Genomic DNA, 15,948 nt, shown 5'->3' on the forward strand with positions numbered 1-15,948 from the left:
TTCGTCTTATATAGAAAATGAACTTTTTGTGCGTATTTCCGAGGGGGATCAGGTGGCCTTCACTCACTGCTATGCCGAGTACGGTAAAATGTTGAGGCCCTTCTTAGTCAAACTAATAGGTACAAGGGACGGTGCGGACGAGATCATACAGGAAGTTTTCCTGAAGGTCTGGCTGCACAGGGACAGGCTGGCCGGGGTGGAGAGCCCCCGCAGCTGGGTCTTCCGTGTGGCCGCCAATACGGGCAGGAACTGGCTGAAAAAGCAATTGACGATGGAGGTGCATATGCGGGCGCAGCAGGGTACGGTCCCAGTCCATGACCATGTAACAGACCGGCTTGACATGCACAGGATCGCGGATGTGGTGCAGGAGACGGTAGGGGCCTTCCCGCCGCAACGGAAGCTGATATACCAGATGAGCCGCGAAGAAGGACTAAAGCCGGGTGAGATCGCCGCCCGGCTGGAGATCTCCGTCAGCACCGTTAAGAATACCCTGCTTTCAGCCCTGAAGGCTATCCGGGAGAATATCGAGCAGGCGGGATTGTTGGGTACGCTTCTTTTTTTATTTATAAAAAGGTAATAAAATTTTAAAATTGGAATAGGACGATTGGTTTGTCCAATGGTCTTATCTATACTATGCGCGGAAGAATCACCTATTTACTGGAGCAGCGGCTCAAACAACAACTGACGATACAGGAGGCGGAAGAGCTGTTGGGTATTCTCGGCCAGCCGGCGCATGAAGAGACGGTCACGGATGTCTTGAGCGATATGGCGTTGGGAGAGCCGGACAGAATGGAGCTGGAACCAGCGTTATTGAAGGCCAGGACGGAAGCCATATTTATGCTGGACAAGCAGGCGGTGGATGCCCGGCAGCCGGAGCGTGTGATACAACCGATGCACCGGGTGCATTTTCTCAGGACAGCCTGGTTGAGGTTTACGGCTGCGGCTGTACTATTATTGGCGGTGGCAGGTATCTATTATTTCAATACCCATACAAAAGAGGCGCCGCCTGTAGCGGAGCTGCCTCCTGTCACAGCGCCGTTGGACATCGATCCGGGCGGAAATTTTGCTACACTGACCTTATCCGACGGTACAAAGATAGCGCTGGATACAGCTGCCAACGGATCGCTGGCGAAACAGGGCAGTACAAAAGTGCTCAAACTGCAGCAGGGACAGCTGGCGTATGAGACAGCTGCGAGCCACGAGCTGCGAGCTACGAGTAAGATCAGCTACAACACGATCAATACGCCTCGGGGCGGGCAATACCAGGTGGTGCTGCAGGACGGTACGAAGGTATGGTTGAATGCGGCGTCCAGTCTGCATTTCCCGACGGGCTTTACAGGCAGGAGCCGTGAAGTGGAGGTCAGCGGGGAGGCCTATTTCGAGATCGCGGCCAATGCAAAGATGCCCTTCTTTGTAAAGGTCGGCGGCATGACGGTGGAGGTATTGGGAACTACGTTCAATGTCAACGCCTATACCGATGAGCCCGCGATAAGGACAACATTGGTGGAAGGCAGTGTGCGGGTGAGAAAAGATAAGGAGACGGCCATACTGGCGCCGGGACAACAGGCCAGCCTGACGGGAAAAGGAAATATAGACATCAATAAAAATGCGGATGTAGATGGGGCAGTGGCCTGGAAGAACGGGCTGTTCCATATGACGAGCAGCGATATCCCCACGATCATGCGGCAACTGACAAGATGGTATGATGTGCAGGTTGCTTTCGAGGACGGAGTGCCGGTGGGACATATCACGGGTGAGGTGCCGCGCAATACCAGCTTATCCAAAGTACTGAAGGTCTTCCAGACCAGCGGCATACATTGCCGCATAGAAGGAAAGACCATCGTGGTGATGAAATAGATCTATCCAATTGAGAACCACCTCTCGAGCGAACGCTATTAAACCTTAACATTACCGATTGCAAAAAAATGAGGGCAGGCATTTACCTGTCAGGGGCAGGCTTTGCGTGCCCGGGGAGATCTGAAATAAAAAACCGGAAGTGTTGGTACCACTCCCGGCGGAATGTTCAGGTCTACCCAATGATACAATTTGTTGGAACTGCTTATTGTTTAACCCAAACGATGTAAAAGTATGCTTTTTAGAGCTTTTCGCCACCCCATTTGCATGAGAAACGGGGTGCTAACCAAAACTTTGTTAGTGATGCGCCTAACAACCATTTTATTGTTGTCTACCTGCCTGCATCTCAGCGCTAACAGCAGGGCCCAGAAGATCACACTGTCGGAGCACCGGTCCTCGCTGGAGAAAGTCTTCCGCGAGATCAAGAAGCAGACGGGCTATCTTTTTGTGTACCGTGACGAGTGGCTGAAAGAGGCGGATAAGGTAGACGTCGACGTGAAGGAGGGATCACTTGAAGAGGTGTTGAAACTTTGTTTCGACAACCAGCCTTTCACTTATCTCATCGTTGACAATATGATCGTCTTAAAGCAAAAGCCGCCGATTGTAGTGGCGCCGGTTCAGCCATGGGATGTCGAGCCTCCGCCGGGCCGGATAGATGTACATGGGCGCGTTACGGATGAGAAGGGAAATCCCATTGCTGGGGCTACGGTGATGGTACGGGGAAGCAGGGCGGTATCCGGCGCCGGTGTCGTCGTAGTGGGGACGATGCCCGCGACAGCTCCGGCTTACGATCAGCCCAGCGCAATAGCGGCTATTAATGCGCCGGTGGCACAGGCCACAGGAGCGCAGGTGACGGCAGGTAGCATTTTTGCAGTGGTAGTCACCGATGCCAATGGGGAGTTCAATCTGTACCAGGTGGCGGAAAATGCCTTCATCATGATCAGCAGCGTGGGATTCGAAACCCAGGAGCTGAGGATCAATAAAAAGAAAGAGGTAGCTGTCAGGATGAAGATCAAAGTAACGGAGCTGAAGAATATCGAGGTCACTTATTCCAACGGCTACCAGGTGTTGTCCAGGGAACGGGCCACCGGTTCATTTTCCAAGCCGGATATGGAGACCTTCAAGGCACGTGTGAGCACACAGGATCTGATCCAGCGGCTGGATGGACTGGTGCCCGGCATGGTCGTGGCCCCTCCGGGTAATTACCAGGCCAGCAGGAGCGGTAATGGAAAGAAATCACAATCTTCGCTGATCAGAGGCCAGGGTTCCTTAGGGCTCTCGACTGAACCTTTGTATGTATTGAATGGAGTGCCTGTTCCGGACTTTTCTGATATCAACCCTGACGATGTCCAGGACATCACCGTCCTGAAGGACGCAGCAGCCGCTGCTATCTGGGGGGCACAGGCGGCCAATGGGGTCGTAGTAGTGGTGACAAAGACCGGAAGAAGGGACAGCAAATTCAGGGTCAACTACAGCGGCTACATCAACTACCAGGGCAAGCCTGATTTCAAGTACATGCCTTTCATGAACAGCCGCCAGTATATCCAGACAGCCAAAGAGACCTTCGATCCCGTATATTACAGCTGGGGCTCCTTGTACAATGATTATATCGCGCCGCACGAGGTGATCCTATACAACCAATGCAGGGGATTGATCTCCCCGGCGCAGGCCAACGCCAGCCTGGACAGCCTGTCGGCCATCGACAATATCGGTCAGATAAAAGACCTGTGGTACCGCAATGCTTTTACCACCAATCATACCATTTCCCTTTCGGGCGGCGGCAGTATCTATTCCTTTTATGGATCATTGTCGTATACGGATATGCAGAGCAACAGGCCCGGCGAAAAGAATAATGCCTATCGCCTTAATTTTACCCAGGACATCAATGCAACGAGGGATGTCAGGATCTCCCTCAGTACGAACCTGAACAATACCATCTCCAGCAGCAAACGCGCGCCGGAGGTGTCGAACAGGTTCATACCCTATCAGCTGTTCAAAGACGCCCAGGGACATTCGCTCGATATGGATTATCTCATGGGCTGGTCCGACAGCCTGCGGCAGGACTACCAGGCGCGCAGCCGGATCAACCTCGACTACAATCCATTCGACGAATTTAACCGCGGCTACACGAAGATCAATAACATCGGTATCAATCTGACCGCCAACATCAATGTTCATTTATGGCGCGGCCTGAGCTTTTTGGGGACGTATAGCTATGGCAAGCAGCCCGGGGTATACGACACTTACGATGACCATTCGTCATGGAGGAGCCGCAAGGACCAGGTCAGCATGACCATCGCGCCGACTGCGGCGGATATCCCCGTCTACCTGTTGCCTAACTATGGTGGCACTTACTATCATGGCACGAATGAGCAGCGGGACTGGACGGTGAGAAATCAACTGACCTATATTGCCAACCCCAGGGATGGCAAGGACGATCTGAGCCTGCAGGTCGGCCAGGAGGCCAGGGAGTCGATGTACACGAAGAACAGCATCACCCTGGAAGGGTATGACGAAGCTTTGCAGAGCTACGCCATACTCGATTACAAGACGTTGAGCCAGGGTGTTTACGGCACGGTCACCGGCTATGGCGGCTATTATCAAAATCCTTTTACGGCTGAAGAAAAGAGAAGCCGTTTCACTTCTTATTTCGCATTGGCTAACTACACCTTCGATCACAAATACAGCGTGGACCTCAGCTGGCGCCAGGATCACAGCAACCTGTTCGGTTCCGACCAATCCTCCCAGAACAGGCCCATCTGGAGCTTTGGCGCCAAATGGCAAACTTCCAAAGAGAACTTCATGAAGACAGTGACCTGGGTGAGTGATCTTGGTTTGAGGGCGACATATGGTATCACCGGTAACTCCCCTTACGTAGGTGCAGCCTCCAGCCAGGATATTCTTTATGCCGCCTCCTATGTTTACCCTCCTCCGATCAGCGGACCTGCACTGGGTATAAACAACTATGCCAACAGGACCCTCAACTGGGAAACGACCAAGACGTTCAACATCGGTATCGACTTTGCACTGCTGAAAAAGCGGCTTAGCGGCAATATCGACCTGTATCACCGCAATTCCGAAGATCTGCTGGGCAGCGTGCGGCTTAACCCCTTCACCGGCACATCCAGCGGCACCGGCAATATCGGCAGTCTCGTCAATAAAGGAATTGAGATCGGACTGACATCAGTCAACCTCGATGTTAAGGACTTCTCCTGGTCCACCCGACTGACCTTTGCCTGGAACAAGAACAAACTGGTGAGCTATTCCACTCCCAGCCCTTATTCCCTCACGGACTTTGGGAAGACTTATGCCTCCTACTGGATTGGATACGCGGTCAACCCGGTATTCGCTTACAAATGGGCCGGTCTGGACAACATGGGCGATCCGCAGATCGAGTTGAAGGACAAAAGCGTGACAAAGAAGCCTAATATAGCTACAGTGGACGATGTATACTATAAGGGCACCAGGACGCCCGTCTTCTCCGGCGGCCTGAGCAACACTTTCCGATACAAGGACCTGTCTCTTGCTGTGAATATGATCTATAGCCTGGGCCATGTTATGAGGGATGCTTACGGTGTGGACTATGTTGGAGGAAGGACGTCCGTGAGCTCAGGATGGAGCGGCAATCTGCCTGTAGCCTTTGCTAACCGGTGGAAGAATCCGGGAGACGAAAATGTCACTACGATACCATCCTACATATCCGACGGCTACATCAGCTACACGCGGCGAAGCTATGACTATTTCAGGAACGCCGACATCAATGTCATCAGCGCCTCCTTTGTCAAGATCCGGGATATCACGCTGAACTACACCCTGCCTCATAAATGGATGCAGGCCGTACGGGCCGACAATATGGGCGTATACTTCCAGGCGGCCAATTTCCTGGTGTGGAAGGCCAATCACAGAGGGATAGATCCGGAATTTGGAAGAGGGCTGATCCAAAGCAAGCATCCCCTTAGCCTGGGCGTCAATGTATCATTTTAAACGACATTCAAAAACAAGCAATGAAAAGATATTATCCGATAGTATGCATGGTGTTGTTGATCGCATCGCAGACAGGGTGCAAAAAAGGGTTCCTCGACATCGTTCCGAAAGGATACCAGGTGGCGACTAAGGTGGAGGACTACGATCTTCTCATGAACAGCAGCAACTTCTATTTTTACCAGGCTGCCGGTGGGCTCCGCGAGTTCGTGCTGATGGGCGACGACATCGCTGCCGAGGGCGATCTCTTTGGCAAGCAGGAGAAACCGCAGACGCCAAGAGCTTTCAGATGGGATGCCCTGATCTGGGACAATAAAGACTATCCGCTGGACCTGAATACCCAGACAGGCAATCTGTATACGATCAATAAGATCATCAACGAGGTGCTGTCGTCAGAGGGCGATGACGCCAGGAAGAAAAGCTTACAGGCAGAAGCGAAGGCTTCCCGCGCATTCCTGAATTTCCTCCTGGTGAATAGTTACGGTAAGCCATATAATCCGGCCACTGCTGCCAGCGATCCCGCATTCCCTTTGATCGTAAAAGCGGATATTTCCCAATCCGGCTTTAAAAGGGCCACTGTACAGGAGATGTACGACTTCATCATCAAAGATCTGACAGAAGCCATAGCACTCCTGCCGGTGCAGGCGCCGGCAAAAACGAGATTTTCGAAAGGGGCGGCGGAAGCGTTACTAGCGAAAGTCTCCTTATTTATGGGCAAATACCCGGATGCTCTTACGCAGATCAAGACGGCGTTTACTGATGTGATGGCCAGCCCGCTCAAGCCCAGGCTGTATGACTACAATGTGGAATTCGCGCCCGGCGGCAAATTCCTCCCGATCGACAGCTACAGCGGCCCTGCAGGTCCATTCAACGATTATACCGATCAAACGCAGGCTGCCCTGACCATGGTCTATATGGGTGGCAGCTATGACGGCAATCCCTTCGAGAACGACGGACTGGTCCTGGACCCAAAGGCCCAGGCCTTGTTTGAGCCATCGGATCTGCGTCTGAATTTCTATTCCGATATAGAACCCAACGGTACACCCAATCCCGGTGGAAGATTGCGTCCTTACGGCATCAGGTACATCCGGATAGGCATCGAGCTGAATGAGATGTATCTCATCAAGGCCGAATGTGAAGCACGTACAGGTGATCTCGCCAATGCAGTCACGGATGTGGAGACGCTGCGCCAGAACAGGATGCCGGCTGGCGATGCGCCGGTATCGGGCGCCATCACCGGTGATCAAGCAGCACTGACGAAATTCATCATCGAAGAGCGCGAGCGGGAATTTGCGTTTACAGGATTCCGCTGGTTCGACATGAGAAGACTGTCCGTGGACCCTTTGTTCGCGGGAGCCACCTATACCCATACTTTATATGACCCGGCCGGTAACAAGATATACACGCTCAAGCAGCCTGAGCGCTGGGTCCTTCAGATACCGGCGACGTATATCGAGGCCAACCCGGGCATGGTGAATAACCCGTAACATCAAATCCCACATAGAATGAAGTTCAAGCAGGTGTTCTTACACACCGCCATCCAGGCTATTGCCTGGATGGCAGGTACTGCTGCCTTTGCGCAGCAGCAATATACCATAACAGGCAGGCTCGGTAAAGACCGGCAAGGCTTTGTCCATTTGTTGTATTACGGCTCCGATGGCCGGCGTATACAGGATTCCGCGGCTGTGAAAGACGGTGCTTTTGTATTGGCCGGCAAGGTGACGGCACCCGGTATGGCGCAACTGATCCTGAATTTTGACGCGCATAGACCGATGACGATGGACTATTACCAGGGATTGGACCAGCAAGGTATCTACCTGGAAAGGGCGGCGTTTTGGGTGGAAAGCGAAACTGGCCTGAAGGCGGCCAACATCACGGGCGGTCAGGCCCAGACTGATTACAGCACCTTCAGGCAATTGCACAAAACTATCGATGCGCAAATGGAAGAGATCAATGCTGCCGTAGCAAAATACAAGACGGGCGGCGGCGATATCGATATGGAACATCTGAAAGAACGGATGAAGCCATTGTCGGCGCAGAGCAATACCATCGACAGCGCATTTATCAAAGATCATCCCGACAGCTATGTCGCATGGGACCTGTGGAAGAAGAAGGTACGCGGCACCATCGAGCCTGCCGTTATAGAACCGGAATTCCTGCATTTCAGCGAGCGCATACGTCATAGTCTGGAAGGGGGGAAGCTGGCTGCAGAGATCGCCCGGGCCCGGAAACTGGATGCAGGAGGGTCTGCTACAGGCTTTGTGCTGAAAGACACGTCGGGAAAGACTGTGAACCTGTCGGCGCTGAAGGGAAAATACGTGCTGATCTGTTTCTGGCAAAAGAATGTATATGGCATCGAAGGGCTTCGATTCAGCCTGGATAGAGTGAGTCGGCTATATAAGGATGTGTATATTCTTCCCGCGGCCCTTGACGAGAGCAGTGATTATACGGATATGCCGCAATGTGTGTTGGTGGACCCGGCCGGAAAGATCGTAGCCAGCCGGATGTCATTAAACAATGAATTGCCCAGCCGGATAGCCAGGTTTATAAAACCCGCCGGCACCGCTGCCGAAGGAGATGTCTACGTAGGAGGAGAGATGATAAAATATCCGCAGGTGGATTGGATACAGGGGCAGCCTGTGACGAGCTTCGAAAAAGGTAAGATCTATATCGTAGAGCTTTGGGCTACCTGGTGTGTACCCTGTGTGGCTGCCATGCCGCACCTGAACAGACTCGGCCAAAAATTCGCCGGCAAGATCACGGTCGTCGGACAGGATGTGATGGAAGAAGATAAGCAGAAGGTGCAGCAGTTCGTACAAAAGAAAAGGGATGGGCTGACCTACGCCATCGCCTATGCCGGTGGAAGGGAGAGCGACTTCGATAAAAAATGGATACAGCCGGCCGGAGTAATGGGAATCCCTCAAACCTTTATCATCCAGGACAACAAGCTGGTGTGGCAGACCCATCCCGACAAGCTGAACGAAGCCATCATCCAGCTACTGATAGACAACAAATTCACCATCGACGCCGCCGAAGTGCTGGCAACAAAAAATTAGCACAATCAAATCATATGAGCAGTATTGTAAAGATCGAACACCTATCCCACAAATACACCAGCTCCTGGGCGATCAGGGATATCAATATAGAGATCAGCCAGAGCGGCATCGTCGGTCTCCTGGGCTCCAACGGCGCCGGTAAGTCCACCACCATGAACATCCTTTGCGGCGCTCTCAACCAGACGGAAGGCAATGTATACATTAATGGCATCGATGTCCGGGAGCAGCCGGAGCTGGCAAAAAAGGAGATCGGCTTTCTGCCGCAGACGCCGCCCCTTTATATGGATCTGACCGTGGACGAATACCTCAATTTTTGCGCAGAGATACGGCTGATGGACAGGCGTAAAATAAAAGCTGCTATGGAAGATGCCAAAGAACGCTGCGGTATCGCCCATTTCAGCAAGCGGCTGATACGCAATCTATCCGGCGGTTATCGCCAGCGCGTAGGCATCGCCCAGGCCATTATCCACCGGCCCAGGCTGGTGGTGCTGGATGAGCCGACCAACGGACTCGATCCCAACCAGATCATCGAAGTGCGGTCGCTGATCAAGGAGATCGCGCGCGACAGGGCCGTGATCTTCTCTTCTCACGTGCTCTCCGAAGTGCAGATCCTGTGCAAGGAGATCAAGATGATCGAAGCGGGAAGGATCGTCTTCTCCGACACGATGGAGGCCTTTAATAACTATGTGGAGCCCCACAGCGTGCTGATGAACCTGGATAATCCTCCTGCCGAAGCTGAGCTGCTGAAAGTGCCGGGTGTCACAAAAGTGGACTTCCTCACGGAACGACAGGTGCGTGTCTATTTCAGCGGCGACCAGGATATATCCCAGCGGCTGGTGGTAGCCAGCGTGGAACAGGGATGGAGGCTGCGTGAGATCAACGTCGATAAGAGCGCACTTGATGAGATCTTTAAACAATTGTCCAATAAATCAACTCAATAACATTTTCATGAGGACCACGTTCAATATTGCAAAGACAGAGCTGCGAACCCTGTTTTATTCGCCCATCGCCTGGTTTTTAATGATCGTCTTTTTTGTCCAGTGCGCACTGGCCTACACCTATCACCTGGGGTCAAACGCCAAGTCACAGGAATTGGGAGGCATTGGACTGGAATATATGACCCAGCTGACAGAAAGGATCTTTGGCGCCCGGGAGGGATTGTTCAGCAGCGTCATGGAGAAATTATACCTGTATATACCGTTGCTGACCATGGGGCTTATCAGCCGGGAGATCAACGGAGGTACGATGAAGCTGCTTTATTCTTCTCCTGTCAGGGTGCGGGATATCGTGTTTGGAAAGTTCCTTGCCATGATGATCTTCAGCCTGGTACTTGTATGTATCTTGGGTATTTTTCTCATAGCCGGTGAATTCCAGATCGTGTCGGCGGACACCGGCATGCTGCTTACCTCCGCACTGGGATTTTACCTGTTGCTTTGCGCCTATTCCGCCATCGGGCTATTTATGTCCTGTCTGACCACTTACCAGGTGGTAGCGGCAGTGGCAACTTTTATCATGATCGGCATCCTAAGCTATATCGGCAGGCTTTGGCAGGGCATCGACTTCGTAAGGGACCTCACTTATTTTCTCTCGCTGACCGGACGCACGGAAAAAATGCTTTTCGGGTTGCTGACGACAAAGGACGTGCTGTATTTCGTCCTCATCATTTATATTTTTCTTGGGCTTAGTATCTATAAGCTAAAGTCGGGCAGGGAGTCAAAACCTGCGCTGGTAAAGGTTGGACGTTATGTATTTATCGTGGTTTCGGCATTGCTAGTGGGATACATCAGCTCCCGGCCAAGCCTGGTGGGTTATTGGGATGTGACAAGGGGTAAGTCCAGAACGTTGACGACGGCCACGCAAAATATCATCAAAGAGCTGGGTGATGACCCCATCGAGGTCACAACCTATGTCAATCTGCTGGAGAACCACTATTGGTACGGGTTGCCTGAATCCCGTAATTATGACCTGGCGCGCTGGGAGCCCTATATGCGGTTCAAAAAAAACATAGACCTGAAATATGTCTATTACTACGACAGCTCTTATATCGATGCGTGGATGTTCAAAATGAAGGAGAACGAAGGCAAGACCTTGAAGCAAATGGCAGATGCGAATGCTAAGAATGCAGATCTGAAGCTGTCCATGTTCAAGACACCGGAGGAGATACACAAGATCATCGATCTGAAGCCGGAGTACAACCGTTTTGTCATGCACCTGGGATACAAGAACAAGTCTACCTTCCTGCGGATCTTCGACGACAATACAGTCTTCCCCGGTGAAACGGAAACCTCGGCTGCCTTCAAGCGGCTGCTGGCGGCAAGACTCCCAAAGATCGCTTTTCTGACGGGTGATCTCGAACGGAATATCTCAAAGAGCGGTAACAGGGAATATAAAGATATCACCACCAGGGCCACTTTCCGGTATGCGCTGGTCAACCAGGGCTTTAATGTGGATACGGTGTCATTGGCGACGCAGGATATTCCGACCGACATATCGACTCTGGTGATCGCAGATCCAAGGACGGCATTAAGTCCTGAGACCGTGGCGAAGGTGCAGTCCTATATCGACAAAGGGGGGAATATCCTGATCGCGGGAGAACCAGGCAAGCAGGCCATCCTCAACCCCTTGCTGCAGAAGCTGGGTGTGCAGATGATGGACGGCGCTATTGTGCAAAAGAGCAAGGATTTTTCACCGGACCTGGTATTGCCTGGTATCACGGCATGGGCGGCGACCTTCACAAAACCCCTGATGAAACAGTACAAGGATAGCCTACCCGTCTCCATGGCAGGTGCGACAGGACTGTCCTACACGGATAGCAGCGGTTTTGAGATCAAACCATTGTTGATGACCAACGGCGAAAGCTGGATCAAGAAGGACAAACTGGTGGTGGACTCCGCTGACATCGTATTCTCAGCGGCCAACGGGGATGTGATGAAGCGTGTTCCGACGGCCATCAGCCTGACAAGAAAGATCAATGGAAGGGAGCAACGGATCGTCGTCACTGGTGATGCCGACTTTATCAGCAATGCGGAGCTTTCGAGGTTCAATATCAAGAACGCCAATTTCCTATTCAATACAGCCCTGTTCAGCTGGTTGTCTTATGGAGAGTTTCCCATCGATACCAGCCGTCCCGATGCGCTGGATAACCGCGTCAGGGTGACCCCCGACCAGGTGGATGTATTTAAGATCATATTTGTCTGGATCATACCCGCTCTCCTGCTGGCAGTAGGGACGGTATTGCTGATCAGACGTAAAAGAAAGTAACACATGTTGTTCAATACGGATAGGCAAACACTGGACGATCTCAACATCTTTGGTAAGCATGGCGGGGAGTCGGTGTACAATATATTTAATCGTACCACTACCCGGGGCGGCGCCCTGTTGCTGGAAGAAATGTTCCGTTACCCTTTGTCCGATGAGCAGGCCATCAATCGCCGGAGCGGGATCATACAGTATTTTTCGAATGCAGGAACTGTCTTCCCTTTTAAGAGCGTACTCTTCGATGCGGTGGAGCCCTACCTGGCCAATACGGATGAACGGACAAAGCTGTCAAAAGACGATGCGTCGCTTGGCAGGAAGCTGGGCAATATCATCGGGATGGATGTGCAGACGGCCCTGATCTATAAAGGCGTAGATGCCATCATGCAGCTGCTGGAAGGCGTAGAGGCATTTCTGCTTTCCCTGCCGATCAGCCCATACGACGACGAAAAGGCCGCCATTACCCTATTGCTGCAAAAAATGCCTGCATATAAAGAGGGCAAGCTCTCCCATGCCGACATAGCAGATTATGATATACAGTTCCGGTTCCGGCACAGGGAAGAAGTGCATCGGCTCCTCCGGCATCTGTATCTCCTGGATGTGTATATGGCGGTAAGTAAGGTGGCGGCAGAAAGGAAGTTTGTGTTCCCATTGGCATTGCCGCGGGAGAAACCGGTGGTGATCCTCGACGGTGTCTATCATCCCCATGTAAAAAATGCGGTGGGCAATACTTTGCGGGTCACGCCGGACAGCAACCTGATCTTTCTCACCGGGGCGAATATGGCGGGTAAATCGACTTTTATGAAGTCATTGGGTATCGCCCTGTTCCTGGCGCATATGGGATTTCCGGTGCCGGCTCAACGGATGGAGTTCTCCGTGCTGGATGGCATCTATACCACCATCAACCTGCCGGACAACCTGGGTATGGGCGCCAGTCATTTTTATGCCGAGGTGCTGCGGGTGAAGAAGATGGCGCAGGAGCTCAGCCAGTCCCGCCGGCTTTTTATTGTGTTCGACGAGCTGTTCAGAGGTACGAATGTTCAGGACGCTTACGAAGCCACGATTGCCATTGCGTCGGCATTTGCACAAAAAAGAAATAGCCTGTTTGTTATTTCCACGCATATCATCGAGGCTGGCGATGTATTGAAAGAGAAATGGGATAATATCAGCTTCAAATATCTGCCGACACGGATGAATGGCAACACGCCGATGTATACGTATACTTTGGAGACAGGGATCACGGCCGACAGACATGGAATGGTCATTATCAATAACGAAGGAATACTGGATATTTTGGAGAAGGGTAAGGTTAAAAAAATGATAGCATCATGAGCTTTGTAGCGGACAAACAGACATTGGAGGACCTGAACCTGTTGGGGAAATACAGGCCTCACTCCATATTCGGGATCTTTAACCAGGTAAAGACCCATGGAGGCGGCAGGCTATTGGAGTCGATGTTCAACATCCCGCTGACGGATGCAGAGGCCATCAATACAAGGGCGGGCATCTTTCAGTATTTCCACCGTCGACAGCTGGCATTTCCTTTTAGCGCAGAGCAGGTAGGGAAGGTGGAGAATTACCTGGGCATGGGAACAGGCGCTACCAGAATGACGGCGGCGGCATCCGTGCTGAAAAAGAAGCTGATGGGTTCTTTTATCCGTGACGAGCAATATCAGCAGTTGTATGAAGGGTTGACGGCGACTATTGTGTTATTGCAGACGCTGCGTGCATTTGTTGACCGGCTGGAAGAGAAGGATAGTCCTTACCAGGCCAGGGTGCTGGATCTCAAAGCGCTGTTCTCAGACGGCAGGCTGACCGATGCCCTCTCGTCGCAAACATTGTCTCTTTTGCAGGTGGCGCGTTATGACCATTTGCTGAAGCAGGGCTTTTTCAATGAGATGGAGATGGTCCTGGAGATCATTTATGAGCTGGACCTGTATATCGCGGTCAGCGGTGTGGCGCGCGCCAGGGGCTTTGCTTATGCCATGGCATTTCCCAAGGAGCATAATATATTCCGGGCGTCAGCGCTAAGGCATCCTGCCCTGGATAAAGGCGTGGGGAATTCATTGGCCTTTTACAGCGAAAGCAACCTGGTATTTCTGACGGGCGCCAACATGGCGGGTAAATCTACGTTTATGAAATCCTTTGGCATCGCCGTCTACCTGGCACATATGGGATTCCCTGTCGCGGCGGCAACGCTGGAGTTTTCGGTACGGGACGGGCTTTATTCATCTATCAACGTCGCCGACAATCTTGCACAGGGATACAGTCACTTTTATGCGGAGGTATTAAGGGTGAAGACGGTGGCGGAAGCAGTCAGCTCAGGTAAGTTTTTGGTCGTACTCTTTGACGAGCTGTTCAAGGGCACCAACGTCAAAGATGCTTATGATGCGACGCTGGCCGTCACACGATCCTTTTCCGATTACAGAAATTGCTGCTTTGTGATCTCGACCCATATCATCGAAGTGGGAGAGGCTTTACCCAGGGATGCGATACAGTTCAGCTATCTGCCGACGGTGATGGAGGGGCATATACCCAGGTATACTTACCGGTTGACGGAGGGAATTACCAATGACAGGCATGGGATGATGATCATCGAGAATGAAAAGATACTCGATCTACTAAGAGAAAGCCCCTCATTATGATGAGGGGCTTTCCGATTTATGCATTTCTGTTGATACAGTTGAGATCTTCGAAAGCCACTTCCAGCCGTTTGGCGAAGGACTCTTCACCCTTGCGCAACCATACGCGGGGATCATAGTACTTCTTGTTCGGCTTATCGGCGCCGCCGGGATTGCCCAGCTGGCCCTGGAGGAAAGCTTCGTTCTTCTGGTAGTAGTCTTTGATGCCTTCCCAGAAAGCCCATTGCAGGTCCGTATCGATATTCATCTTGATGGCGCCGTAGCCGATGGCTTCCCTGATCTGGTGCTGGGGGCTGCCGCTGCCGCCGTGGAATACGAAGTACACGGGCTTGGGGCCTGTCTTCAATTCTTTTTCGATATAGTCCTGGCTGTTCTTCAGGATGATGGGGCGCAGCTCCACATTGCCGGGGCTGTATACGCCATGTACGTTGCCAAAGGCTGCGGCCACGCTGAAGAGGCGGCCTACTTTGCTGAGCTCTTTATACGAGTAGGCAACATCTTCCGGCTGCGTGTATAATTTATGATTTTCCACTCCGCTGTTGTCCACGCCATCCTCTTCACCGCCTGTGACGCCCAGCTCGATCTCAATGGCCATGCCCAGGGGCTGCATGCGTTTGAAGAACTCTACTGAAGTATGGATGTTTTCTTCCAGGGGTTCTTCGGAAAGGTCCAGCATGTGGGAGCTGAACAGGGGTTGTTTCTTTTCCTTAAAGAATTGTTCACCGGCGTCGATGAGACCGCTGATCCAGGGCAGCCATTTTTTAGCGGCGTGGTCGGTGTGCAGTACGACGGGAACGCCGTAGTACTTAGCGACGTTATGTATATGAAGGGCTCCGGAGATGCCGCCGGAGATATTTCCCTGTAATTTGTCATTGGGCATTCCCTTGCCTGCGATGAATTGAGCGCCGCCGTTGGAGAATTGGATGATGACGGGGGAGTTGACCTTGGCCGCTGTCTCCAGGACTGCGTTGATCGTATTGGTGCCAATGGTATTTACGGCAGGAAGGGCAAATTCGTTGTCTTTTGCATCCTTATACAAGGCTTCCAGCTCTTCACCGAATAGTACACCGGCTTTGTATTTTTTCATACTAACTGAACTTTGGTTGTTTTTTGTTTTACAATAAGTCGAAAACGTTGAAATTCATTAAATGGTAAGCCTC

The 15,948-nt window shown here is 52.0% G+C and carries 10 protein-coding genes; 9 read left to right on the forward strand and 1 reads right to left on the reverse strand.

Going from position 1 to position 15,948, the window contains the following annotated elements; all coding sequences use genetic code 11:
* Positions 1-28 precede the first annotated feature (28 nt).
* From Q4E93_RS17205 to Q4E93_RS17245, 9 genes are all read left to right on the forward strand, one after another.
* Positions 29-577, forward strand: coding sequence for an RNA polymerase sigma factor (locus tag Q4E93_RS17205; RefSeq protein WP_303587279.1), 549 nt, complete (start codon positions 29-31; stop codon positions 575-577).
* Between the two features lie 56 nt (positions 578-633).
* Positions 634-1,857, forward strand: coding sequence for a FecR family protein (locus tag Q4E93_RS17210; RefSeq protein ID WP_303587281.1), 1,224 nt, complete (start codon positions 634-636; stop codon positions 1,855-1,857).
* Positions 1,858-2,157: 300 nt separating this feature from the next.
* Positions 2,158-5,838, forward strand: coding sequence for a SusC/RagA family TonB-linked outer membrane protein (locus Q4E93_RS17215; protein ID WP_303587283.1), 3,681 nt, complete (start codon positions 2,158-2,160; stop codon positions 5,836-5,838).
* A 20-nt stretch (positions 5,839-5,858) separates the two neighbouring features.
* Positions 5,859-7,322 carry a RagB/SusD family nutrient uptake outer membrane protein gene (locus tag Q4E93_RS17220; RefSeq protein ID WP_303587285.1) on the forward strand — a complete coding sequence of 488 codons (1,464 nt, stop codon included), beginning with the start codon at positions 5,859-5,861 and terminating at the stop codon, positions 7,320-7,322.
* An 18-nt stretch (positions 7,323-7,340) separates the two neighbouring features.
* A complete protein-coding gene (locus Q4E93_RS17225; protein ID WP_303587287.1) occupies positions 7,341-8,891 on the forward strand; it encodes a redoxin domain-containing protein in 1,551 nt (516 codons plus the stop codon).
* Positions 8,892-8,905: 14 nt separating this feature from the next.
* Positions 8,906-9,832, forward strand: a complete 927-nt coding sequence (locus Q4E93_RS17230) for an ABC transporter ATP-binding protein (RefSeq protein ID WP_303587289.1) — start codon at positions 8,906-8,908, stop codon at positions 9,830-9,832.
* Between the two features lie 7 nt (positions 9,833-9,839).
* Positions 9,840-12,152, forward strand: coding sequence for a Gldg family protein (locus tag Q4E93_RS17235; RefSeq protein WP_303587291.1), 2,313 nt, complete (start codon positions 9,840-9,842; stop codon positions 12,150-12,152).
* Between the two features lie 3 nt (positions 12,153-12,155).
* Positions 12,156-13,478 carry a MutS-related protein gene (locus Q4E93_RS17240; RefSeq protein WP_303587293.1) on the forward strand — a complete coding sequence of 441 codons (1,323 nt, stop codon included), beginning with the start codon at positions 12,156-12,158 and terminating at the stop codon, positions 13,476-13,478.
* On the forward strand, positions 13,475-14,791 hold the full coding sequence (locus Q4E93_RS17245) for a MutS-related protein (RefSeq protein ID WP_303587294.1): 1,317 nt from the start codon (positions 13,475-13,477) through the stop codon (positions 14,789-14,791). Before Q4E93_RS17240 ends, Q4E93_RS17245 begins: the two co-directional genes overlap by 4 nt.
* A 16-nt stretch (positions 14,792-14,807) precedes the next feature.
* Here the strand turns inward: Q4E93_RS17245 and fbaA are convergent, their stop codons facing one another.
* A complete protein-coding gene (gene fbaA, locus Q4E93_RS17250) occupies positions 14,808-15,875 on the reverse strand; it encodes a class II fructose-bisphosphate aldolase (protein ID WP_303587295.1) in 1,068 nt (355 codons plus the stop codon).
* Between the last annotated feature and the right edge of the window lie 73 nt (positions 15,876-15,948).

Source organism: Flavitalea plasmicola, assembly GCF_030546645.1.
Taxonomy (GTDB): Bacteria; Bacteroidota; Bacteroidia; order Chitinophagales; family Chitinophagaceae; genus Puia.

Coding starts and splice junctions, on each gene's coding strand:
- Q4E93_RS17210 (WP_303587281.1), top strand. CDS start 634: ATGCGCGGAAGAATCACCTATTTACTGGAGCAGCGGCTCAAACAACAA.
- Q4E93_RS17215 (WP_303587283.1), top strand. CDS start 2,158: ATGCGCCTAACAACCATTTTATTGTTGTCTACCTGCCTGCATCTCAGC.
- Q4E93_RS17220 (WP_303587285.1), top strand. CDS start 5,859: ATGAAAAGATATTATCCGATAGTATGCATGGTGTTGTTGATCGCATCG.
- Q4E93_RS17225 (WP_303587287.1), top strand. CDS start 7,341: ATGAAGTTCAAGCAGGTGTTCTTACACACCGCCATCCAGGCTATTGCC.
- Q4E93_RS17230 (WP_303587289.1), top strand. CDS start 8,906: ATGAGCAGTATTGTAAAGATCGAACACCTATCCCACAAATACACCAGC.
- Q4E93_RS17235 (WP_303587291.1), top strand. CDS start 9,840: ATGAGGACCACGTTCAATATTGCAAAGACAGAGCTGCGAACCCTGTTT.
- Q4E93_RS17240 (WP_303587293.1), top strand. CDS start 12,156: ATGTTGTTCAATACGGATAGGCAAACACTGGACGATCTCAACATCTTT.
- Q4E93_RS17245 (WP_303587294.1), top strand. CDS start 13,475: ATGAGCTTTGTAGCGGACAAACAGACATTGGAGGACCTGAACCTGTTG.
- fbaA (WP_303587295.1), bottom strand. CDS start 15,875: ATGAAAAAATACAAAGCCGGTGTACTATTCGGTGAAGAGCTGGAAGCC.